This is a genomic window from Vibrio sp. T11.5 (assembly GCF_027587155.1).
GTDB lineage: Bacteria > Pseudomonadota > Gammaproteobacteria > Enterobacterales > Vibrionaceae > Vibrio > Vibrio neptunius.
On sequence record NZ_JAPPTP010000019.1, the window covers coordinates 39,007 to 62,302 of the forward strand.

The window sequence follows — 23,296 nt, forward strand, 5'->3', positions numbered from 1 at the left end:
AAAAAAGCTGGCGTTAAGCCAGCTTTTATCTTCAGGTTTTGCTCAGAGCATAAAGATAAAAATCACGCTCAAGACCGATATGAGCCCTGCAAAGGCGTAACAGCCGACTTTCCCAGCTAGTCCAGCATGAATTTTGAGATCATGCATACCATGATGGACACGGTGCATTGCATGCCACATCGGTAGCGCTAGCGTACCAATGATAAATAGAGCGCCAATGATGCTTGTTGCAAAATCAACCACTCGCTCGTAACTTAGAGCTTCTGCATTGATGATGCCCAATGGAGCAAGTACACCAAGAACCAGAATAGTCACTGGGGTAATCATGGCAAACCAAGTACCGCCAGCGCCAAACAGTCCCCACCAAATAGGCTCATCAGAACGCTTAGGGGCTCTATCCACAGAAAAATTAGGTTTCATAGTCATAGCTCCTTAAACGATTACCAGCACGATCAGAGAAATAAATGCCACGGCTGCCCATTGAGTCAGCACAATGATTTTCTTATCCACTGGCTTACCTTTTAAGCGAATCGGCATTACCTGAGGCATCATGCTGAAGAACGTTTGAGCATGCAGTAGGCTGCCCGCTAGCGCAACGATGTTAATCGCTATGACCACTGGATTGGCCATAAACTCAAGCCAGCCTTGCCAAGCTTCAGGACCTTTCACTAGTGAACCTAAACCGAAAGTCAGGAAGACAGTAAATAGGATCAGAGGCAGTACAGTCGCTTCGCGAAGCATGTAGAAGCGGTAAAAAGGATGATCTTTCCACCAAGTACGTTTCACTTCACGAACGTAAGGTTTACGGTTACTCATTCTTATGCCTCCTCTGCTGTTTTTGCTGGTGTGCCGTCAGGTTTCAGCATAGCAATCACGAAGTCCATAGAAGACTCGACTTTACCTTGGTTTACTGCAGCCGCAGGATCGACGTTCTTCGGGCACACTTCAGAACAGTAACCTACGAAGGTACAGCCCCAAGCGCCGTTTTCGCCATTAATCATCGCCATACGTTCAGCTTTACCATTGTCACGGCTATCGAGGTTGTAACGATGGGCAAGAGTCAGTGCGGCAGGGCCGATAAACTCAGGGTTTAGACCAAACTGCGGACACGCTGCGTAACACAGACCACAGTTGATACAACCTGCGAACTGCTTGTACTTAGCCATTTGCTCTGGCGTTTGTAGGTTCGTGCCATCTTCAGGTTTACGATCGTTACCGATGATGTAAGGCTTGATAGCTTCAAGTCGCTCAATGAACGGTGTCATGTCGACAATCAAGTCTTTCTCGATTGGGAAGTTTGCTAATGGCTCGATCTTCACGCCGTTTGGGTAATCGCGCAGGAAGCTTTTACAAGCAAGTTTTGGTACGCCGTTCACCATGAGGCCGCATGAACCACAGATCGCCATACGACAAGACCAACGGTAAGACAGGTCTTTATCTAGGTTATCTTTGATGTAACCAAGTGCATCAAGGGTCGACATAGTTTCGTCGAATGGCACTTCAAAGGTCTGGAAATGCGGTTCTGCGTCTTTCTCTGGGTCATAACGCAGAATCTCTACTTTTTGGATGCGATTTGCTGACATTATGCTTGCTCCTCTGCGTTATTCTGTGCCGCTTTTGCTGCTTCCTCAGCGGCTGCTTTCTCTGCGGCTTCACCGTATAGACGAGCTTTAGGCTGTGACTTAGTGATAGTCACCTTGCTGTAGTCGATAGTTGGCGCTGCGTCTGGTTGGAAGAAAGCCAGCGAGTGCTTGAGGAACTCTACGTCATCACGCTCAGTACAGCCATCGTCCAGACGCTGGTGGGCACCACGAGACTCTTTACGTAGGATCGCAGAGTGAACCATAGCTTCTGCCACTTCTAGACCGTAACCGACTTCGATAGCGTACAGAAGGTCAGTGTTGAACACTTTGCCTTTGTCTTTGATGCTGATGCGCTTGTAACGCTCTTTCAACTCAGTGATTTTATCAATGGTGGCTTGCATCAAATCTTCTTGGCGGTAGATACCACAGCCCGCTTCCATGGTGTGACCCATTTCAGTACGGATGTCAGCCCAGTTTTCATCGCCTTCTTGGTTCATTAATGCTGCGATACGCTGCTCAACATCTTTGACTTGAGCGGCAATAGACTCTTCGTTCCAGCCCTTGAATTCCGCTGCACGCTTCACTGCGTGTTCACCAGCAACACGGCCGAACACCACGAACTCAGCCAGTGAGTTAGAACCCAGACGGTTAGCGCCGTGAAGACCAACAGAAGCACATTCGCCTACTGCGAATAGACCTTTAATGCGCGTTTCACATTCGCCGTTAGTTTCAATACCCCCCATGGTGTAGTGAACAGTAGGACGAATTGGAATCGGCTCTTTTACAGGGTCAACGTTAACGTATGCTTTCGCTAGCTCGCAGATAAACGGTAGACGCTCTTGCAGGTACTCTTCACCAAGGTGGCGAAGGTCTAGATGAACCACATCACCTAGAGGGTGTTTGATGGTGTTGCCTTTCTGCTGTTCGTGCCAGAAAGCCTGTGAAACTTTGTCGCGAGGACCCAGTTCCATGTATTTGTTCTTTGGCTGGCCAACTGGAGTTTCAGGGCCCATGCCGTAATCTTGTAGGTAACGGTAGCCATTCTTGTTAACGATGATACCGCCTTCACCACGACAACCCTCGGTCATCAGGATACCAGTACCTGGAAGACCGGTTGGGTGGTACTGAACGAATTCCATATCACGTAGAGGTACGCCATGACGGTAAGCCATTGCCATACCATCACCTGTTACGATACCGCCGTTAGTATTACAGTGGTAAACACGACCTGCGCCACCTGTTGCTAAAACAACAGACTTGGCTTTAATCGTAACGAGTTCACCTTCTGACATATGGATAGCGATAAGACCTTGCACTTCGCCTTCATCGACAAGCAGATCTACGACAAAGTACTCATCAAAGCGTTTGATGTTGTCGTACTTCATTGATGTCTGGAATAGGGTGTGAAGCATATGGAAGCCAGTTTTATCAGCCGCAAACCATGTGCGCTCAACCTTCATACCACCGAATCGGCGTACGTTGACTTCACCGTTTTCTTTACGACTCCATGGGCAGCCCCATTGCTCCATTTGGATCATTTCGCGAGTCGCGTTTTCTACAAAATATTCAACAACGTCCTGTTCACATAGCCAGTCGCCACCGCCAACAGTGTCGTTGAAATGGTTGTCTAGGCTATCTTCATCCTTGATAACTGCTGCCGAGCCACCCTCCGCTGCGACCGTGTGAGAACGCATTGGATAAACTTTAGAAATGAGTGCGACTTCTAAATCAGGGTTTGCTTCAGCTGCTGCAATAGCAGTGCGAAGACCAGCGCCGCCTGCGCCGATGACTGCGATATCTGTGGTGATAGTTTGCACAGTTATCCTCCAGTGTGAATTTGCGGATTGTTCCGCTTGTTGTAATTACATGGGGTAAGTCCCCAAAGTTGATAGGGCTAGTGTAGAAGAGCTTATTGGCAGAAAAATTGATGTATTTAGGTTTTTGCTCCGGTAATGCATGCAAGGGCATAGAAAATATAGGTTATGTGATTACTATCACGGCAAATCCATATCGGCTCAAATCCTCCTACGTACCAGCTGTTGCGGGGAATTAATATCATCAATGATTCATTGAATGAATTATTGGCTGTAAGACGTTATTTAAGCGCTTCAGGTTAAGTACAACTCATTTTCATTTTGAGCAAAAGATGCTAATTTTCGCCACATTAAAGCATCACGAGAGATTAAGTATGCAGGCAGATTGGCAACCTACAGCAAGTGTTGAGCAGTTAAAGCAGCGAGCTAGTTTGATTCGAGAAGTGCGCCAGTTTTTTGATGATAGAGGTGTCCTTGAAGTTGATACGCCAGCGATGAGTCATGCGACAGTGACGGATATCCACCTTCATACGTTTCAAACCGAATTTATTGGCCCAGGCTATGCGGACGGTAAGAAGCTTTACCTGATGACCAGCCCTGAATTCCATATGAAGCGCTTACTTGCGGCGGGAAGTGGTTGTATCTACCAGATTTGTAAGTCTTTTCGAAATGAAGAAAATGGTCGATATCACAACCCTGAATTCACTATGCTTGAGTGGTATCGTGTCGGATTTGATCATCATCAGTTGATGAATGAAATGGATGACCTGTTACAGCGACTTCTGAAAGTTGGCGCAGCGGAGCGTATGACATATCAGCAGGCCTTTCTGAAAATATTAAATGTTTGCCCTTTAGAGGCGTCGATGGAAGAGCTTAAAGTGGCGGCTGGTAAGCTAGGGCTCAGTGATATTGCTCAACTTGAGCAGGATAGAGACACTTTGTTGCAGCTATTGTTTGGTGTTGGGATTGAACCTGAAATTGGCCAGCAGGTCCCCGTATTTGTATACGATTTTCCTGCTTCACAAGCGGCATTGGCAAAGATAAACCGCCAAGACAGTCGCGTTGCGGACCGTTTTGAGGTGTATTTTAAAGGAATAGAATTAGCAAATGGATTCCATGAGCTAGACAATGCAACAGAACAGCTTAAACGTTTTGAGTCAGATAATACCAAACGAGAACAAACGGGGTTAGCCACTCAACCTATTGATAGCCATTTGATCAAAGCGCTAGAAGCTGGTTTACCTGAATGCGCGGGTGTTGCATTAGGTATCGACCGTCTCATCATGCTAGCGACCAGCAATGATCATATTGATAAGGTAACTGCATTCCCTTTCCCAAGGGCCTAATAGTAAAAAGGCTGACATTGCTGTCAGCCTTTTTATTATTCATTCTACTCAACAGTACTTGGTCTTTGATACCACTGAGAGCGAACGTCTGTTTTATCGAACAGATTGTACTGCTTGTTCAGCATTTGTCCGCCATCTCGGGTTATAGGTTCCCATGAAATGTCTGCGCGATTGGTGCTTGGTTTGATCGTCATGATGTCCAGAGGAATTGAGATATAGAAGCCTTTGTTGTAGCTTCCTTCCCCGTATTCTTCTGCTGTCAAGTCGGTAAAGGTAGCATAAGCACCGACAATCACACCAGATTTGAACTGTTTAGAAAAATCGAAGCGAGCCCCCATGTCTCCACCCAAGAACTTACCTGCGCTGACCTTAAATAGCGTATCTCTTAGGAAGTTCCAATTTGGCATGTAGTAACCTGTGATATGCCCTGTTGTACCTTGGCTCAAAACATACGCTTGGCAAGAAGGTGTTGGGTCATTACAGGTGGCCTCATCATAGAAGAAGTAATCTTCACTGTATGTGCCAAACCATGAATCCGGGTCACGTTGGCTGACTAGGTTAGCATCGAAACCTACTGCCCAGTTCTTATTCATTGGTCTGTATAGTACTTCACCTCCGACACCAGCGAACATCATTTCTAGGTAGCCACCGTACATCTGGGTGTAAACTTCTTCAAATGGTTGTTCAAACCATGTGAGCTGAAGGTGGTTGAGCCTGACTGGATTATCATGCACATAGGCACGGAACATGGTTCGGACTCTAGGTGTTGAGTAATTTCTTACATGTGGAGAGTTTTCAATGTAGTTAAATTTGTCGTAGTTGTCGACCAAGTTGAAGATGATTGAACCGCCAAACTCAAGATTATCAGTGAGCCAATAGTTCGAATTTGCGCTGACGCCTAAACTGTACAAATAGAATGACTCAGGACCACCAATACTCTGCTTTAATACGGGTTCGAAGCCATAATCCCAGCGTTCTTTGTTTTCTACTACGGGTGCTTTTGCAATAATCTTAGGCTCTGATTCTTCAAAACTGTCTTTGGCTTTTGCTTCCGTGGATAAGTAATTCGCTGCAGTAAGGTATTTCTGTTTATCGATGGTGGTTTCTTTTAGGTCCATACCATCTTGCTGTTCAACGACTTTAAATACGCGAATCAGATCATTTGAATGGTTAGATAAGATTGCTGCGGTTCGGTCAAGAGCTTCTTCTCTGTCGCGGTACTTTTTCTGCTGGCCTTTGACTATGACGGTATCGCCATCCAATGTAATCGAGTTTTGCTCAAAGCCTGCGTTTGACTCAATCTGTTTTGCTGCCGATTGCCAGTCAGGATTATTGTTATCCACGTTGGTGACAGCCTGTTTGGGTTCATCACGCCATGTCGCTTTCATATCGTTAAAATTGGTGTAGAGATTGATACCAAAAGTGATGGTATCTCCACGTTGATAGCTGACTTTGGCGTCTCCCCAATCTCCTAAACGATAGTTCATCCCTAGGTTCCAGGACGTGTGTTGAGGCATCGGTTTACCTGATCTTGACGGATAATCCTCTGTATAATCATTGCCATCATATTCAAGCTTTAAGCGAAGTGGCGCATAAGGCGTCTGGTACTCCAAACCGCCAAATATAGCAGCGGGGCCTTTAAACCAGCGCTCGTAATCGACACTGCCGCCTGTACCCCTGAAATCAGCGTTGCGAGTACAGTATTCATCGTTTGCTTTACAGAAAGGGTTGGTCACATTACCACGCTGGCCTAAGTAGCCCCAGCCGAGACCTAGGGTTACATCTAAATTGCCAAAGCGTTTTGTCGCAGCAACAAACTCACCGTCAAACAAGCCAGTGCCGCCGAAGTCGCGAACACCAATTGACGTTTCAGGTAACCAGTAACCTTCTTGCCAAAGGCGGACTTTGAAGTCGATGCCTTTATCAGTATATAAATTGTCTCCACTGTAAGACGGATCGCTACTAAACAGTAAGTCTGGCACCCTTGTGTAACGGACTGTAGACTCCAACCAAGTCATTAACTGGATTGATGCTGTGTATTGTTGATAGTCGTCGTTTACACTGACGCCTATATTGAACTCCCCTTCTTTCGCCATACGTCCCGAAGGCACTTGCATTAGACCGACGCCACCAAAGTCAGTTTGGGACACTTTGAAACTATCGCTTGCCTGAACTGTTAAAACGAAACCAAGAGAGAGGAATAAAGAGGTGATGACATTAAGTTTCATTAGTAATTTCTTCTCCAGGCAATTAGAGAGACGATGTCTTGTTCAAGCTGAGAAAGCTCTGTTGATGGATTGTTAAATCCCACGAAGATGCTAGAACCTGGAGGTAGTGGGGTATTCTCATCATTCCAGTAAGCGAAGCCAACTTGCTTATAATTGCCATCTGGGTAGATAACCCAAGCATAACTATTACTGGCACTAGAAAGCACTCTAGACGTTGATAAGTAATCTTTGACTGTCCAATCTGGTTTTGCGTCTGGTCGAGAGGTACTGAAAACTAACCCTTCTATATTTATGGTTTTAGGGCGATCTAGATATTCGAATTGATAATGACCAGAAAGCATAGGGTTGGCAGAAGGAGTAAGGCGAATAAAGTCGAGATCTAGTGCAAGGTTTTCTCTATAACCTATAGGCCAAGCTTTCACTTGTTCGTGTAAGATGCCGAGACTTTCATAAAGTGCTGAATCTTGCTTTTTAAGTTTATCGAGTAAATTCAATACGGCTTGTTTTTTATTGTTGGCGACTCTTTGCTTGTCTATGTTGAATAGAGCATTATTCAGTGGGTAACTAAATGGAGCATTGTTTTCACTATGTAATATAGTGTCAACAATGGCTCTCTCAAGGCGGACGGGTGCAGTATAGTCAATCACTAATTGCTCACTGGGCAGTTCTACTTTGACGCTACTGGCGACGGCACTTGTAAAAGCGACTAAAGTGAAAAGAAATAAAAGGCTACGTGTCATCAAGATCATCCTTTGTATGGCTTGAGTACTTCTTGCTCGATGAAAAGCTGGTCTGGAATAACCCATTGGGCTGATTTCAGAACATTTCCATTGCTATCCACCCAAAAAGTGCTTTGCATGGTCTTATCCAATTTTTCAAATGAAATGTATTCTTGCCAGAGATTGACTTTTTGAGACCACAATACAGAGTTCAATTGTAATGTGGCCACAGATTCGGTGGTGATTTTCGCTTGATGATTGTATTGATAATCAGGCTGCCAGTCATAAACAGAAGTCCAAGAATATTGAGGATTATCAAAATGTGCAATGTTCTCAGAAGAGGTTTTACTGCTCAGGTTTGCGTCTGGAAGGTTGTATGTTTTAACGATACGGCCCTCTTCGGTAACAATCATCGCTTTGTCACTGGATAGCCACTTATGCTGAGTTTTTCCGGATTGCGGATTTTTTTCAACAAATGCCAGCACCATAAAAATTTGTGGCCCATCATTAATCTTAAAATAGCTGCTAGCATAGGGAAGTTTTTCAATTGTTTCTTTGTCTAAAATTACGTCCTCAAAGCCCCAGAATGCTTCTTTTAGTGTGTCGTTAGTATCTGAAAAACGTTGTGTGCACCCAGTTAAGAAGGCAGAAAGAGCAGCTATAGATAGGGCAAGTAGTTTATTTGTCATGATGAAAGCTCGAACTAATAAATATCGCAAAAAAAACACCCTTAGCTCCGCTAAGGGTGTTTGTTGGTTAAACTAAATTAATTAGTTGTACCGTCTGTCCCATCATTATCTGATGCAGCTACGGCAACAGCGGCAACAGTAACTGCTGCGCCAACTGCTACTGCTGTTGTTGTTGCGACACCTGCTGCTGCTGTCGAAGCTGCAGCAGTAGAGCCAGCAGCCGTACCACCAGCGGCAGAGCCACCAGCAGAGCTACCTGCTGTGCTTGCAGCAGAACTTTCTTCAGCGAAAGCACCAGCTGATGCACATAATGCAACTAACATGGTTAGAGCTATTTTCTTCATTGAGTCTTCCTTGCAAATTTACAATTTAACATCGATGTAGGAACAAATTATTTTGCTCCATTTTTGATTCTATTTCACTTTGTTATATCTGTAAAAATTTAAATTTCTTTAATGCAAAGTGATCACAATATGGTGGATTGCTTAATCCATAACGCCCTTTATAATGAGCTAAAACGAAGGCAGTTAACATTGAATTGCTCGTATTTCATATCGATGCAGAGACAAAAGAAGGGCATATGCGAAGGATTGATAGGCTTAGGGTATCCATATCACTGACATCTATCTTTTTAATGAATACCTATGTCTATTCTTCTCCTTGGATCGAAGCCAGCGATCCGTTTTTAAGGTCCTCTATGTTGGCGCTAAGTGATGGAGGCGTGATTAACGGAGTGACTAGTACATTCCCATTACGTTGGTCATCTATTGCCGATGGTGATCATGTCATTGATACCTCTGGTTACTTAGATGCTGAACTTGGCCACTTTAACTACGCTCTACAGACCGCCAAGCTTAATCGAGGCAATCGTCGCTTTGCTATTTCTGGTGGAAACAAAGATCTAGACAATGGCTGGTTTTCTGACGTGGACCGAGATAAGTGGGTGATGGAAGCGAGCTATGAACATCTCGCTAACAGCTATGCATTCCGGCTTAGTTCTTCGTATCTAGACAACGCTAGCGATCAAGAGCTTTCTTTTAAAAACACATACATTGCCCTGAATGCTGGTCGTACATTATTCGATGTGGGTATGTTACCTAGGTGGTGGGGGCACGGTTGGAATCACAGTCTCATTTTAGCAACGTCTGGAAGTGATTTAGATGCTGGTCTTAGCTGGATAGGAGACAATCCTTTTCTAGGAGTGTGGAGCCTGAATATAGTGACTTCAAAGTTAGAAGACTTGGACTATGATTACAGAACTTCATTGAGATATGCTGGTAAACTGAATTCGTGGTTAGAATTGGGCTTGACACAACATTATTGGTTTGATGCGAGCCAGCAGCAAGTTTCTAGCCATCAAAAGCAAACGGCTGTTGATGTAAAGTTCACTTTGCCAAGTCTACATAATGTGCAACATGGTTTGTATGCTGAAGTAGCGTCAGCTCAAAAGGATCATGGCTTAGGTGCTTATCTAATAGGCTGGAGTGGTCATAAGCCTGTATTCAACAACTCATTACGTGTGGCAGTTGAATATCAGTCAGTGACTTCAGAGGAGCGCAAGTTAATTGTAAGTGAAGAAATTGATAATTACATTCAGTCGAGTTACTTGAATGACAGCAGTTGGTCGTTTAGTAGTTACCTTCAACTGGCCAATGATCATCAGGTTTCCGCAACCTTTGTAACTAAACATTTGTTGGATGACAAAAATAACAAACAAGAACAATACCAATTGGCTTATCAGCTTCCAGCGCTACAAGGAAGAGTTAGCCTTAGTGCCGACTATCTCAATAAAGATACCCGTGGAAGTGAAATGGTATTTGGTTCTATGTATGAATTCAGGTTTTAATTGTGTCGCAAACACCAGAGAAGATTATATAATTTAATGAGTACCACAACATTGAAGTTTAATACACACATGTTGGCCGGCTCAATACTCCTAAGTGCGAGTGTCAATGCTGCAACGCCAACTCAAGCGCAGATTAATCAGTTCAAATCTCTTCCTAAGGCCCAACAAGAACAGCTTGCTAGGCAGTTGGGTGTGGATCTTTCGTTAATTGATTCTCTTGGTGTGCCTTCTTCGAGTTCAGAACTCGATACACCTGAAATTAAGAAGCCTGAGAGAGCAACAGAAGCTTTTAAAAAAGGCATTAAAACTGATATTGAATATGAGAATAGAGGGAGTTCAACTGAATTGCCTCACTTTGGTTATGATGTTTTCGCTGGTAATCCACTCGACTTTACGCCAGTCAAACATTTGCCTGTTCCTCATGACTACATTATCGCTCCTGGGGATGAAGTCCGAATTCAACTCTACGGAAAATCTTATAGCGACTTAAAGTTAAAAGTAGATAGAGAGGGCAAACTCAATATCCCCGAATACGGTCCTGAATATGTGGCAGGGCAAACTTTTAGTGAGCTGAAAACCTATGTGGCGTCGCTAATTCAACGCAAGTCTATTGGGGTAGAAGCGGTTATCTCGTTAAGTGCTATGCGAACAATGCAGGTGTTTGTGACAGGTGGTGTTAAGCAGCCGGGCGCCTACAATGTCAATGGGTTGACTACTCTATCTCAAGCTTTGATTGCAGCAGGAGGTATAAAGTTAACCGGTAGTTTGAGAGACATTAAACTAAAACGACTTGGCAAAACGGTTGTCACATTTGATGCCTATGACTTGATAGTTTATGGTGATTCTCGTCAAGATATTCGTTTACAAGCTGGAGACACCATTCTCGTCCCAGCAAAGAAATCTGATATTGTTATCAAAGGAGAAGTGCTTCGTCCTGCTCATTATGAGCTTAAGATAGACAGTCGTTTAAATGACTTAATCAATATCGCTGGTGGTGCTTTGCCTAGTGCCTATTTATCAAAAGTGAGCGTAAAAAGACGTACCTCAAAGGGTATTGAGCAGCTGACACTAGACTTATCATCACAGCATGGGAAAACGTTTAAGCTACAAGCAGGCGATGAAATCTCTTTATTACCCACAGGGAAAAAGCTAGAGAATGCGATTGCGCTTCGTGGTGAACTATTCCGCCAAGGTGCATATCAATATAAAAAGGGTCTTAGGATCAGTGATGTGATCAGTCGTGTTGACGTTAAAGAGAATGCCGATCTATCTTATGCCTTGCTCGTTAGAGAAGAACCCGAAAGTCGTCATATCAGCGTGTGGCAGTTTGATTTAGGTGAAATTTTCAATTCACCGAGCACAAGCGACAATTTCTCTCTGAAAAAAGGTGACCAACTATTTGTATTTGACAATGGCCTTAATGTTGACTACTGGTACAGAGAGCAAAAATCTACCAATTTAAAACGAATGACTAAGCGCACTGAGGATATTGAGAAAAACGCTAGCGAGCAATTCCAAGCTCAATCTTTCCCAACTGAGTCATTACAAGCCCAAACACAGCTACAAGCTCAATCGCAATTGAGAACGCCATTACCATCCTATAATTCCAAGAGCGTTGTGGTACTGGACTCAGCAACCGGTGCTCTGGTAGAAAAAGAGCAGCAAAAGAAACTCGATATTGCTGACGATGATAAATTTGCCGCAGCGGATGATTTTCGCTTGTCGAGTCGAGAATCATTGTTAAAACCAATTATTGAAAGGCTCAAGGCACAAGCTAGTCTTACCGAGCAAGCTAAAATCATCGAAGTGACTGGAGCGGTAAAATACCCAGGTGTCTACCCGCTGACAGAGAATACCAGCTTTGAGAAAATAATCGTTGCTGCTGGTGGTTTTGCAGAGCAAGCGTTTTTATACAGTGCTGAGTTGAGCCGTTCGAAGAAGATAAAACAAGATTTTGTTGTCGAACATCACTCTTTTTCCCCCAATGAGATTTTAGGTGGTCAAGAAGAACTTGATATTCAGGCGCAAGATCACATTGTTATCAAGACTCAACCAAACTGGCAGCGCGGTAATTCAATTGAATTACAAGGTGAAGTCGTTTTTCCGGGAACCTATACGTTCCAACGTGGTGAGACGATTCAAGATCTTATAGAGCGAGCAGGTGGATTAACTCAGTTTGCGTACGCACAAGGAGCTGTATTCAGTCGTGAAAATCTGCGTCGCCAAGAGGAAGAACGGTTAAAGCTACTCAACCTACAATTGAAACAAGAAATAGGTAATTTAGCGCTTCGTCGCCAGAACTCAAGCGCTACTTATACCACTAGCCCAACGGAAGCGATGACCATTGCTGATGAGTTGGCATCTACGGAAGCCATCGGACGCTTGGTTATCAACTTGCCTGAAGCGCTAGCTGGAAATATCAATGCTGACATTATCGTAGAGAAAGGCGATAAATTGTATGTCCCAGCTAGGCAGCCAATTGTTAGCGTCATGGGTGAAGTTCAGTTTACCTCGAACCACACTTTTACTCCTGGAATGACGATCGAAGATTATATTTCTTCTGCGGGTGGGACCAAAAAGCAGGCGGATACAGACCGTATTTATGTTGTTCGGGCTGATGGCTCTGTTATGTTGCCCAACAATTCATTTTGGTTCAGTCGTAAAACTCACCCTCTGGAACCTGGGGATACAATCATCGTACCGCTAGATACAGATTATCTAGATGGCTTGAGCACATTGACTTCAGCGACACAAATTTTGTACCAAATTGGTGTGGCCTGGAGTGCTGTCAAGAATTAATTAGTTTATAAGCCCTCTCAAATTGAGGGGGCTTTCATATTCAAGAAGATATTATGAACAAGCCAATTATTCATGAAAAAAAATTTACCCAAGTGCAAGACCTGACAATTACTAATGATGAAATAGATTTAGGGGAATTGTTCCTTGCCTTATGGAGGGGCAAATGGGTGGTAATTGTTACCACCGTGCTATTTGCGATAGGCGGTGTTTTATTTGCTTTATCGCAACCGAATACTTACCAAGCATCTGCCACTTTGGTTGCTTCAAATGATGAAAAAGTTGGCGGTCTTGCAGCAATGGCAAGTCAGTTTGGGGGCTTGGCCTCTTTAGCGGGGATTAATGTCCGTAGTGGGAACACAAATGATAAATCTTTATCTTTGGCAACGCTTGAATCTCGTAAGTTTATCAATGCGTTTATTGATAAATATGCTTTGCTACCTATTTTGATGGCAACCCAATCTTGGGATAAAGAGAGCAATAAGCTTGTACTTGACCCAGAACTTTATGATGGTATTCGTTGGCTAAGTGATCCTGATAACTCAGAGCTGTCATTGGAACCAACAGCTTGGCAAGCTTACTCGGCGTTTAAGGGCCTCTTAAATATTTCTGAAGATAAAGATACGGGGATTGTAATTGTTAGCATTACTCATCTATCTCCATACGTAGCGCAGCAGTGGACCCAATGGTTGGTCAAAGAGCTTAATCTGTGGATGAAAGAAGAATCTTTAACAGACACCAATCGTAATATTGAATACCTTGAACAACAGTTGGACAGAACCAAAGTCGTCGATATGCAGAACGTGTTCTACCAACTCATTGAAGAGCAAACAAAAACTCTCATGCTAGCGGAAGTGAAAGATGAATACGCGTTCAAAGTAATCGATCCTCCAGTAGTGCCGGAAGAAAAGGTAGGCCCTAAAAGGGCCCTGATATGCATATTATCAATATTGCTTGGGGGAATGCTGGGTGTTGCGATTGTTCTTATTCGCTACGCATCTCGTCGAGAAAATGACTAGCTATTCTTCGTATTACTTAAGGCACTCTCGCCTTAAGTTCTTATCCCCGCTATACTCCCAGTCTGATTTTTAGTCCAGAGCTGCTTAGAATTAAGCAGCTCTATTATTGAAGAGCACAGGACATGCAAGAATACATCACATTTTTTCAAGAGAACATGATTCTCTCTCTAGTATGGGTTGGTCTACTAGTTGCACTTATTATGAATATTGTTAAGTCAACGACAGCAGCGTACAAAGAGATCACTGCATCACAAACGACGCACCTAATGAACCGTGAAAATGGTGTTGTTGTTGATATCCGTAGTAAAGATGAGTTCCGCAATGGACATATTACTGATGCAGTTCACATTTTACCTTCTGATATCAAAGCCGGTAACTTTGGCAGCCTTGAAAACCAAAAATCTAACCCAATCATAGTGGTATGCAAAACAGGTAATACGGCGCCAGAGAGTGCTAATCTTCTCGTCAAAGCTGGTTTTGAAAATGTCAGTTTGCTGAAGAATGGCCTGCTTGCTTGGAGTGAAGCAAACTTGCCGTTAGTGAAAGGCAAAAAATAAACTGAGTGGTTTTTCTGCAAACGCTGATTGAAAAACAGCGTTTGTTAAAGAGAGGTGTGGACATTTCCACGAATTTTATGAGAAGCCTAGTAATAGCAATCTCTCTCGTCTAGTCTCCTAGAAAATTGATTATTAAAGGATTTCAAAATGGCTGAAGCAGCACCACAACAACAAGACGCACAAAACTTTGCGATTCAACGCATCTTCCTAAAAGACGTTTCTTTTGAAGCGCCTAATTCACCAAACATGTTCCAAAAAGAGTGGAACCCAGATGTGAAACTAGACCTAGACACCCAAAGCCGTGAGCTAGGTGAAGGTGTTTATGAAGTTGTTCTACGTCTGACTGTAACGGTGAAGAACGAAGAAGAAACTGCGTTTTTGTGTGAAGTTCAACAAGGTGGTATTTTTACTGCTGATAAAATGGAAGCAGGCCAGCTTGCGCATTGTCTAGGTGCATTCTGCCCTAATATTCTATTCCCATACGCTCGTGAAACGATTTCTAGCCTAGTGGTTAAAGGTACATTCCCGCAATTGAACTTAGCGCCAGTTAACTTTGACGCATTGTTTATGAACTACCTGCAGCAGCAAGCTCAGCAAGAAGGTACTGCGGAAGCTTAATTACGTTATCGCTGTTTCTTGGTATCAACAAAATGCACAGAGCATCAAAGGATGTGATGTGCATTTTTTGTTTATTGCCTACAATAGTGCCTTACATTGAAATCAATCGAAGCTCCAACTTCCAAATTTTTAATACGATCGGACGGATTAATGACGGACTCAGACATTCAAAACGGCTACGGGAAAGCAATTGCTATGACGGTGCTTGGTGCTGGCTCATACGGTACCTCTCTGGCTATTTCACTGGCGAGAAATGGCGCGAATGTGGTGCTTTGGGGCCATGACCCTGAGCATATGACACGTTTGCAGTCAGATAGAGCGAATCACGAATTCTTACCGGGTATTGATTTTCCACAATCACTGATCGTTGAGTCAGATCTAGAAAAAGCGGTCCAGGCAAGTCGTGATTTACTGGTTGTGGTACCCAGTCATGTGTTTGGCATCGTGCTTAACAACATTAAACCTCACCTCAGAGCAGACACACGCATTTGCTGGGCAACGAAAGGTCTTGAGCCAGAGACAGGACGCCTACTGAAAGACGTGGTTATAGAAGCGTTAGGGGAAGAGTACTCTTTAGCTGTGCTATCAGGGCCTACGTTTGCCAAGGAGCTAGCGCTAGGTATGCCTACGGCGATTTCAGTCGCGTCTCCTGATGAGAGTTTTGTTTCTGAACTGCAGGAGAAAATTCATTGCAGCAAGACGTTTCGTGTTTATGCCAACAGTGACTTTACAGGTATGCAGTTAGGTGGAGCTGTTAAGAATGTGATTGCGATCGGTGCAGGAATGTCAGACGGTATTGGCTTTGGAGCTAACGCTAGAACAGCTCTTATTACTCGTGGCCTCGCAGAAATGACGCGTCTTGGTGCTGCATTAGGCGCTCAGCCAGAAACCTTTATGGGTATGGCTGGGCTGGGCGATCTGGTTCTGACTTGTACAGATAACCAATCACGTAACCGTCGATTTGGCCTAGCTCTAGGGCAAGGTAAAGATGTAGATACGGCTCAGGATGAGATTGGGCAGGTCGTTGAAGGCTATCGTAACACTAAAGAAGTTTGGCTACTGTCACAGCGCATGGGAGTCGAGATGCCAATTGTTGACCAAATTTATCAAGTGTTGTATCAAGGAAAAGATGCACATATTGCAGCAAAAGATTTGCTTGCTCGTGATAAGAAATCAGAAGTGTAAGCGTCCAAAGGCATGGAAAGCAAACAACACTTAAGCAGGCTTAGGTGAAGGGTTGAGAAATGAAACATTGTGAAAAACAGAAAGTATGGCAAGCCATCGTTCGAGAAGCTCGAGAGCTTTCAGAGCAAGAGCCGATGCTAGCAAGCTTTTATCATGCGACGATCATCAAGCATGAAAGCCTAGCCGCTGCACTTAGCTATATTTTGGCCAATAAGCTTAATACAGTGTCTATGCCCGCGATGGCAGTTCGTGAAGTGGTCGAAGAAGCGTTTAACGCAGAACATTCGATCACAGAGGCAGCGGCTTGTGATATCTGTGCCACAGTGAATCGAGATCCTGCGGTTTCCATGTACTCAATGCCTTTGCTGTACTTGAAAGGTTATCATGCTTTGCAAGGTTATCGCGTGGCGAACTGGCTATGGCGCCAAGGACGCATTGCGCTGGCCACTTATCTGCAAAATCAAATTTCGGTAGCGTGCCAAGTTGATATTCATCCAGCAGCAAAAATTGGCCACGGTATCATGCTAGACCATGCAACAGGTATTGTGATTGGAGAAACAGCAATTGTGGAAAATGACGTCTCGATTCTGCAAGACGTCACGTTAGGTGGTACAGGTAAGGAGTGTGGCGACCGACACCCGAAGATCCGTGAAGGTGTGATGATCGGTGCTGGTGCTAAGATCCTTGGTAATATTGAGGTGGGTCAAGGTGCGAAGATCGGGTCTTGTTCTGTTGTTTTACAACCAGTACCCGCTCATACCACCGTCGCGGGCGTGCCTGCTAAGATTGTAGGTCGACCTAAAACAGATAAGCCTTCATTGGATATGGACCAGCAGTTCAACGGTCGCTCACAGAGCTTTATTGGTGGTGATGGTATTTAACTAAGCTGCTCGGTAAGGAAAATAAAAGGGTTGAAGCATTGGCTTCAACCCTTTTTTGTACCGTTAGCCTAGAGAGGATAATTCATGGAGTACTTCATCAGCCCATTCTACCCACGCTTGGCGGACTAGTAGATTACGACGGAGTGTTAAACGTTCTAAACGCTGTTGTTTGTCCAGGGTAGAGGGCGTCGAATAATACGCGTTCTCTATTTCCTGATAGTGAGCAACCAACTTGCGCGATTCTTCTACAAGTTCAGCGAGTTGTTCACGGTAAGGTGCGGAAGGTTGAACAGCACAAGCCATCAATTTCGCACAGAATTCATCCCGAACGGTCGGATGTGCTGTTGGTTGATCAAACCATTCGCCCAGTGCGACGCGACCAGAGTCTGTGATGGAATATACTTTACGGTCTGGTTTACCTTCTTGAGGTTCTAGAACGCAGGTAACCAACTCATTTTGAGCCATTTTATTGAGCTCGCGATATACTTGTTGGTGGCTTGCTTTCCAAAAGTAGCCAATAGTGGCAGAAAATTCTTTGGTGATATCATATCCAGTTGCGTCGCGTGTGCTCAGAACTGTCAGGATAACGTGTGGTAATGACATGTCTTCAATCCAAATGGTCAAATAACTACTAACAACTGCTTAGTTACTGTTGTGCTTCTGTGGCACTTGTCATCAGTGAATTTTTTAAGCAGCGCCAACAAAGTTGGCCATGTCACCTTAAAAGCCGTTTTATCACCTAGAGCGATATGTTGATGTTATTGTTTACCGCTAGGGAGCATTAGTATATCTAAATAATAAGCATAAAGTAGAATAGAAGGGTAAAATAAATCAAAAAACTGATAATTTTCTCAATAATTAAATATTTTGGTTAATTATTCTGTTTTTTTGTAATTAGACCTATTTTTCATTTTGATGATGCTGAATGATTTGATGTTTTTAGAATCAGATATAGAAAAGGCTGTCGAATCTGACAGCCTATTTCATATTTGGTTACAAGTTTAACCGGTGTTTCTCATCCCTGCGGCAATACCAGCGATAGTCACCATCAATGCTTCCTCTAGCTCGGGTGATGCAGTATCGTTCTGACGAGTACGATAAAGCAGTTCAGCCTGCAGCATGTTCAATGGTTCGACGTAAATGTTACGTAGGCGAATAGACTCTTGGCCCCACGGGTCACTTTGCATCAGGTTCTCATTATTTTCAACGTTGAGCACCGCTTTGATATCTTGCTGAAGCTGTGCTCGCAGCTTATCGCCTAGAGGAAGCAGTTTAGGATCAGCTAAGCGTTCATCATAGTAACGTGAGATCTCGAGGTTACATTTTGTGTACACCATTTCGAGCATGCCGAGCCGGGTGGAAAAGAATGGCCACTCGCGACACATCTCCTCAAGCAGGGCTTGATGACCTTTATCGATCGAGTATTGAATCGCTTCACCTGCACCTAACCATGCTGGCAGTACCAAGCGGTTTTGGCTCCAAGAGAAGATCCATGGGATCGCACGCAAGCTCTCGACCCCACCTTTAGGGTTGCGCTTCGCTGGGCGAGAGCCAAGAGGTAGTTTACCTAGCTCTAATTCTGGCGTTGCCTGACGGAAATATGGAACAAAGTCAGGTTCACCACGAACGACGCTTCGATACGATTCACAGCTGACTTCTGAAAGAACATTCATCAAATCACGCCATTCCTGTTTCGGTTCCGGTGGTGGCAGTAAGTTAGCTTCCAAAATCGCACTGGCATACAAGTTGAAGCTATTAACGGCAACCTCAGGTAAACCCAATTTGAAACGGATCATTTCTCCTTGTTCTGTTACTCGCAGGCCGCCTTTCAAGCTCTTCGGTGGTTGAGACAAAAGAGCGGCATGAGCAGGTGCACCGCCTCGACCAATAGTGCCGCCTCGGCCATGGAATAGTGTCAATTCAACCCCTTCATCTTCAGCGACTTTGACCAGTGCTTCCATCGCATGATACTGAGCCCAGCCAGCAGACATCACGCCAGCATCTTTTGCTGAGTCAGAGTAACCGATCATCACCATTTGGTGGTTCTGAATAAAACCTCGGTAGAGGTCAATTCCCATTAACTGTTTAACTACAGATTCGGCATTATTCAGATCATCCAAGGTTTCAAATAGGGGACATACATCCATCCGATACGGGCAGCCGGCTTCTTGAAGTAGTAGGTGTACGGCTAATACATCTGAAGCCGTACGTGCCATGGAAATCACATAAGCGCCAAAGGCTTCTCGTGGTTGAGCTGCGACAATCTTACAGGTATCAAGAACTTCTTTGACCTGCTCTGATGGCTGCCAGTCACGTGGGAGAAGTGGGCGTTTGGAGGCTAGCTCATTAGTTAAAAAAGCAACTTTGTCCTGTTCGCTCCACTGGTTGTAATCACCAATGCCAAGGTAGCGAGTGAGTTCAGATAAAGCATCAGAGTGGCGAGTACTTTCCTGACGAATATCGAGACGAACAAGGTGAACGCCAAAAGCTTTGATTCGGCGCAGTGTGTCTAGTAGTGAACCATCCGCGATGATACCCATACCGCACTCATGAAGAGATTGGTAACAAGCATAAAGTGGTTCCCATAGCTGCTCTACTCGCTGCAGAGGTGCTTTCACTGCCAGCTTCTGACCGTTTACTTTGGCATCCAGTATTTCTTTGGTTTCCGTCAGCAAGGCACGCAGTTGTTTTAGTACCGCACGGTAAGGTTCGTGTTCATCCTCTCCCGCAAGCGAGCGTACCACGTCATTGCAACGAGTCATCGACAGTTCACTGACTAGCTCATTGATATCATTGAGGTACAGATCTGCGGCTTTCCAGCGTGACAGTAACATGACTTCACGGGTAATGGTGTGGGTGACAAATGGGTTACCATCGCGGTCTCCCCCCATCCAAGACGAGAAATGCACTGGGCGAGCATCAATAGGCAGGCCTTCTTCAAGATAGCCACGCAGACGACCGTCAAATTCGCGTAAGAAGTCAGGCACCGCTTCCCATAGAGAGTTCTCGACAACCGCAAAGCCCCACTTTGCTTCATCGAGAGGAGTTGGGCGCTGCTGACGAATGGTGTCAGAGTGCCAGCCTTGGGCAATCAATTGTTCGAGGCGGCGTTCTGTCTTCTGACGTTCTTTGGCTGACAGGTCGTTCAACTCTAGTTTCGACAAGCACTTATTAATTTTGACCAGCTTGTTGATCATGGTGCGTCGAGTGATCTCGGTTGGGTGTGCAGTAAGCACTAACTCAATGTTGAGATCTCGCACCGCTTGAGCAGTATCGAGTTTGCTTATGTCGTTTTGGCTAAGTTTGGAAAACAGGTTGTTAATGGCGTCTGGTTCGCAGACATGCGCATCGCAATGACGTGAAATAGTGTGGTACTGCTCCGCCATGTTCGTCAGGTTGAGGAATTGGTTGAAAGCATGGGCAACAGGCGTCAGTTGCTCATCGGGTAGGCTTTTGATTTCCTCAATCAAGCTTTCGCGATCGGATTGATTGCCAGAAAGCGCAGATTTAGAAAGCTTACGAATCGTTTCTACTTTTTCCAGAAGTGCATCACCATGGGCGTCCTTAATGGTGTTGCCGAGCAAGTGTCCTAACATGCTCACATTGCTTCTGAGTGCAGAGTATTTCTCGTTCATTGTCATCCTGCCTTGTAAAAAAATTACATCCATTGTTCCTTGTTAAGTAGACAATCTAGCGAAAAATATCGCTATGAGTCAAATGCTGTAGGCTAAGATTGCAAATATTGTGCAAATCAATGCAACTGATATAGCGTGGTCATTTTTTCTATATTTGTTGAAACTTTATTACAGAAATTCGAGCGGATTCAAAACTCGTTTATCGTCCAATCCCTATATGAGCATGCACGTAATTGCGAATAAAAGGCACCACTTCGGCTTCGAACCAAGGGTTACGCTTCAACCACAAAGTATTTCTTGGAGAAGGGTGAGGTAGAGGTAAATAGTGAGGTGCCCACTGCTGCCACGCTCTGACGGTTTCGGTGAGTGTTTTGGGTTTGTTTTGCAGATAATAGTTTTGTGCGTACTGGCCTACCAACAGCGTCATACCAATGTTAGGCAGTTGTTTGAGTACCTGACTGTGCCATTGCGGTGCACATTCTTTTCTTGGAGGGAGATCGCCGCTTTTCCCTTTGCCGGGATAACAAAGCCCCATGGGCATGATGGCTATCTTGCTTGCATCATAAAATACTGTTTTATCAAGCTCAAGCCATTGTCTTAATCTGTCACCGCTCGGATCATTCCAGGGAATGGATGTTTTGTGCACTTGGGTCCCTGGCGCCTGCCCGATGATCAATAGTTTGGCTTCTTTATTCGCCTGAATAATGGGATTGGCTCCCAGAGGTAAATATGGCTCGCACAGCCGACATTGGCGAATTTGTTGGAGTAGATCTTCTAGCATCAGTACCCTTTATCGAGGTCGACTTGATTGAGTAGTGAGAATCCATCTCGCCAGCGATGATAGTTGTCAGCAAAGATCTCTACGACTTGGTCAGGGAAGCTGAGAGCTGCGATATGCGGCGTGATCGTTATTGCTGGGTGGTGCCAGAATGGGTGATTGGTTTCAAGTGGCTCGTGTTCAAACACATCAAGAAAGGCATGGGCAATGGCTTGAGCCTCTATCGCGGCAAGTAAACCTGTCTCACACACCACATCCCCTCGTCCCACATTGAACAGTAGGGCGGATTGGCAGTGACTGAGAGACTGATGATTAAGTAGATGATGTGTGTCTTTGGTACTGGGCAGCGTGTTAACGACCACATCGACTCGGCTTAGGACACTCGCTAGCTCCTGAATATGGTAAGTCTCGTCAAAAGGGGAGTGCATGGTCGGAATACCGCTTCGGTTAATGCCGACCACTTTCATGCCAAATGCTTGAGCCGTTTTGGCGAGATGACTCCCTATCGAGCCTGTCCCCAATATTAATAAGGTGAGTGAACGCAGAGATTGATAGGGTTTGGGTTCCCATTTTGACTGACTCTGACTTTCTTGGTAATGCAAAAAGTGGCGATGATGTTGTATCAAGTAACCGAGAACGTATTCTGAGATTTGCTGACCAAATATTCCCTTCACATTGGTCAGCAGAAAGTTCGGGGTGTCGCTGGTTAGAGCATCGACACCAGCATAAACCGATTGCATCCACTCGACGTTAGGAAATTCATTAAGCCGCTTGACGGCCAGTGGTGGAGAGGCCAGTAAAATATTAGCACCTTGTGGATTCTCAGTGATCTCGAGATCCGGTAAACGCAGCTTGTCGAGTTGCTGCTGGTAAGTTTCGTTGTGCTCAGTCAGTAAATAAACTTTGTTGGTGAAATTGTTCATCGGCTTCGCTTTTTTCCACTATGGTTATCAAGTACACTTCCGCTGTCTTTTTCTGAACCAATGAGTCCTTATGCTACAGAACCCTCTTCAACTTCGCCTTGAGAAGTTAGAACCTTGGAAGCAGATCACCTTTATGGCGTGTCTGTGTGAACGTATGTACCCAAATTATGCGATGTTTTGTGACAGTACGGAATTTGCAGAGCCACGTATTTATCGCGATATTCTGGATAGCATTTGGGAGCAGCTGACAGTCAAGAGTGCCAAGGTTAATTATGAGCGCCAGTTGGAGAAGTTAGAAGAGATTATTCCAAGTTCTGAGGATTTTGATTTTTATGGTGTTTACCCCGCGATTGATGCCTGTATTGGTTTGTCTACATTGCTACATGGCTTGTTAGATCGCGATGACTTATTTGAAAGCATGCAAAAAGTCAGTCAACAGTCGGTACAGACGGTTGCTCAGCTAGAAGAAGCTCAAACCGGTCTCGAGGTCACCAATGGTAATCAGAAAGACAATGAAGCGGTTTGTGAAGAGTGGGATGTGCAATGGGCTATTTTCCGTCCATTGAAAGATGCTCAAGAACGAGACATTGAACTGATTAAAGATCTTCGTTTTGAGCTGAGAGAAGATGGCATCAGCAATATTGGTGTTAGTCTTTAATGCAAAACGGGAGTCGTAGAG

The 23,296-nt window shown here is 44.6% G+C and carries 21 protein-coding genes; 9 read left to right on the forward strand and 12 right to left on the reverse strand.

Features of this window, described 5'->3' with window-relative positions; genetic code table 11:
- Positions 1 to 42 precede the first annotated feature (42 nt).
- Genes frdD through frdA form a run of 4 tightly spaced genes read right to left on the reverse strand, consistent with a single transcriptional unit; the run spans position 43 to position 3,400 of the window.
- Positions 43 to 420 carry a fumarate reductase subunit FrdD gene (gene frdD / locus OH455_RS17205; RefSeq protein WP_269982225.1) on the reverse strand — a complete coding sequence of 126 codons (378 nt, stop codon included), beginning with the start codon at positions 418 to 420 and terminating at the stop codon, positions 43 to 45.
- A 12-nt stretch (positions 421 to 432) separates the two neighbouring features.
- Positions 433 to 816, reverse strand: a complete 384-nt coding sequence (frdC, locus tag OH455_RS17210) for a fumarate reductase subunit FrdC (protein WP_239827320.1) — start codon at positions 814 to 816, stop codon at positions 433 to 435.
- A 2-nt stretch (positions 817 to 818) separates the two neighbouring features.
- Entirely contained in the window at positions 819 to 1,583 is a 765-nt protein-coding gene (locus tag OH455_RS17215) for a succinate dehydrogenase/fumarate reductase iron-sulfur subunit (protein ID WP_269982226.1), read from the reverse strand.
- Positions 1,583 to 3,400 carry a fumarate reductase (quinol) flavoprotein subunit gene (frdA, locus tag OH455_RS17220; protein WP_269982227.1) on the reverse strand — a complete coding sequence of 606 codons (1,818 nt, stop codon included), beginning with the start codon at positions 3,398 to 3,400 and terminating at the stop codon, positions 1,583 to 1,585. The genes OH455_RS17215 and frdA overlap by 1 nt, the downstream gene beginning before the upstream one ends.
- Positions 3,401 to 3,771: 371 nt before the next feature.
- Here frdA and epmA point away from each other — a divergent pair, with 371 nt between their 5' ends.
- Complete coding sequence (gene epmA, locus OH455_RS17225) at positions 3,772 to 4,743, forward strand: elongation factor P--(R)-beta-lysine ligase (RefSeq protein WP_269982228.1); 972 nt, start codon at positions 3,772 to 3,774, stop codon at positions 4,741 to 4,743.
- A gap of 44 nt (positions 4,744 to 4,787) precedes the next feature.
- Here the strand turns inward: epmA and OH455_RS17230 are convergent, their stop codons facing one another.
- From OH455_RS17230 to OH455_RS17245, 4 genes are all read right to left on the reverse strand, one after another.
- On the reverse strand, positions 4,788 to 6,971 hold the full coding sequence (locus tag OH455_RS17230; RefSeq protein ID WP_269982229.1) for a YjbH domain-containing protein: 2,184 nt from the start codon (positions 6,969 to 6,971) through the stop codon (positions 4,788 to 4,790).
- The gene (locus OH455_RS17235; protein WP_269982230.1) at positions 6,971 to 7,711 is read right to left on the reverse strand and encodes a capsule biosynthesis GfcC family protein; all 741 of its coding nucleotides are present in this window, start codon (positions 7,709 to 7,711) and stop codon (positions 6,971 to 6,973) included. Before OH455_RS17235 ends, OH455_RS17230 begins: the two co-directional genes overlap by 1 nt.
- A 5-nt stretch (positions 7,712 to 7,716) precedes the next feature.
- Positions 7,717 to 8,379, reverse strand: a complete 663-nt coding sequence (locus OH455_RS17240; RefSeq protein WP_269982231.1) for a YjbF family lipoprotein — start codon at positions 8,377 to 8,379, stop codon at positions 7,717 to 7,719.
- A 77-nt stretch (positions 8,380 to 8,456) separates the two neighbouring features.
- On the reverse strand, positions 8,457 to 8,723 hold the full coding sequence (locus OH455_RS17245) for a hypothetical protein (RefSeq protein WP_269982232.1): 267 nt from the start codon (positions 8,721 to 8,723) through the stop codon (positions 8,457 to 8,459).
- Positions 8,724 to 8,959: 236 nt separating this feature from the next.
- Here OH455_RS17245 and OH455_RS17250 point away from each other — a divergent pair, with 236 nt between their 5' ends.
- The 7 genes from OH455_RS17250 (at position 8,960) to cysE (ending at position 17,281) form a co-directional block, all read left to right on the forward strand.
- Positions 8,960 to 10,225: a capsule assembly Wzi family protein gene (locus OH455_RS17250; RefSeq protein WP_269982233.1), complete on the forward strand. Its 1,266-nt coding sequence runs from the start codon at positions 8,960 to 8,962 to the stop codon at positions 10,223 to 10,225.
- Between the two features lie 36 nt (positions 10,226 to 10,261).
- Complete coding sequence (locus OH455_RS17255) at positions 10,262 to 13,024, forward strand: SLBB domain-containing protein (RefSeq protein ID WP_269982234.1); 2,763 nt, start codon at positions 10,262 to 10,264, stop codon at positions 13,022 to 13,024.
- 53 nt (positions 13,025 to 13,077) lie between these two features.
- A complete protein-coding gene (locus tag OH455_RS17260) occupies positions 13,078 to 14,040 on the forward strand; it encodes a Wzz/FepE/Etk N-terminal domain-containing protein (protein WP_269982235.1) in 963 nt (320 codons plus the stop codon).
- A 122-nt stretch (positions 14,041 to 14,162) separates the two neighbouring features.
- On the forward strand, positions 14,163 to 14,597 hold the full coding sequence (locus OH455_RS17265; protein WP_269982236.1) for a rhodanese-like domain-containing protein: 435 nt from the start codon (positions 14,163 to 14,165) through the stop codon (positions 14,595 to 14,597).
- Positions 14,598 to 14,744: 147 nt separating this feature from the next.
- Positions 14,745 to 15,215, forward strand: coding sequence for a protein-export chaperone SecB (gene secB / locus OH455_RS17270; RefSeq protein ID WP_045975816.1), 471 nt, complete (start codon positions 14,745 to 14,747; stop codon positions 15,213 to 15,215).
- Between the two features lie 150 nt (positions 15,216 to 15,365).
- Positions 15,366 to 16,400: an NAD(P)H-dependent glycerol-3-phosphate dehydrogenase gene (gpsA, locus tag OH455_RS17275; RefSeq protein WP_269982237.1), complete on the forward strand. Its 1,035-nt coding sequence runs from the start codon at positions 15,366 to 15,368 to the stop codon at positions 16,398 to 16,400.
- 59 nt (positions 16,401 to 16,459) lie between these two features.
- Positions 16,460 to 17,281 carry a serine O-acetyltransferase gene (gene cysE / locus OH455_RS17280; RefSeq protein WP_045975814.1) on the forward strand — a complete coding sequence of 274 codons (822 nt, stop codon included), beginning with the start codon at positions 16,460 to 16,462 and terminating at the stop codon, positions 17,279 to 17,281.
- A gap of 63 nt (positions 17,282 to 17,344) precedes the next feature.
- Here cysE and OH455_RS17285 read toward each other — a convergent pair whose 3' ends face one another.
- From OH455_RS17285 to OH455_RS17300, 4 genes are all read right to left on the reverse strand, one after another.
- Entirely contained in the window at positions 17,345 to 17,884 is a 540-nt protein-coding gene (locus OH455_RS17285) for a PadR family transcriptional regulator (RefSeq protein WP_045977722.1), read from the reverse strand.
- Between the two features lie 398 nt (positions 17,885 to 18,282).
- Positions 18,283 to 20,916: a phosphoenolpyruvate carboxylase gene (ppc, locus tag OH455_RS17290; protein ID WP_269982238.1), complete on the reverse strand. Its 2,634-nt coding sequence runs from the start codon at positions 20,914 to 20,916 to the stop codon at positions 18,283 to 18,285.
- Between the two features lie 199 nt (positions 20,917 to 21,115).
- On the reverse strand, positions 21,116 to 21,697 hold the full coding sequence (locus OH455_RS17295; protein WP_269982239.1) for a uracil-DNA glycosylase family protein: 582 nt from the start codon (positions 21,695 to 21,697) through the stop codon (positions 21,116 to 21,118).
- Positions 21,697 to 22,617 (reverse strand): D-2-hydroxyacid dehydrogenase, encoded by a 921-nt coding sequence (locus OH455_RS17300; protein WP_269982240.1) that lies wholly within the window; start codon positions 22,615 to 22,617, stop codon positions 21,697 to 21,699. The genes OH455_RS17295 and OH455_RS17300 overlap by 1 nt, the downstream gene beginning before the upstream one ends.
- A gap of 70 nt (positions 22,618 to 22,687) precedes the next feature.
- Between OH455_RS17300 and OH455_RS17305 the strand changes: the two genes are divergently transcribed.
- Positions 22,688 to 23,275 (forward strand): YjaG family protein, encoded by a 588-nt coding sequence (locus OH455_RS17305; protein ID WP_206369890.1) that lies wholly within the window; start codon positions 22,688 to 22,690, stop codon positions 23,273 to 23,275.
- Positions 23,276 to 23,296 lie beyond the last annotated feature (21 nt).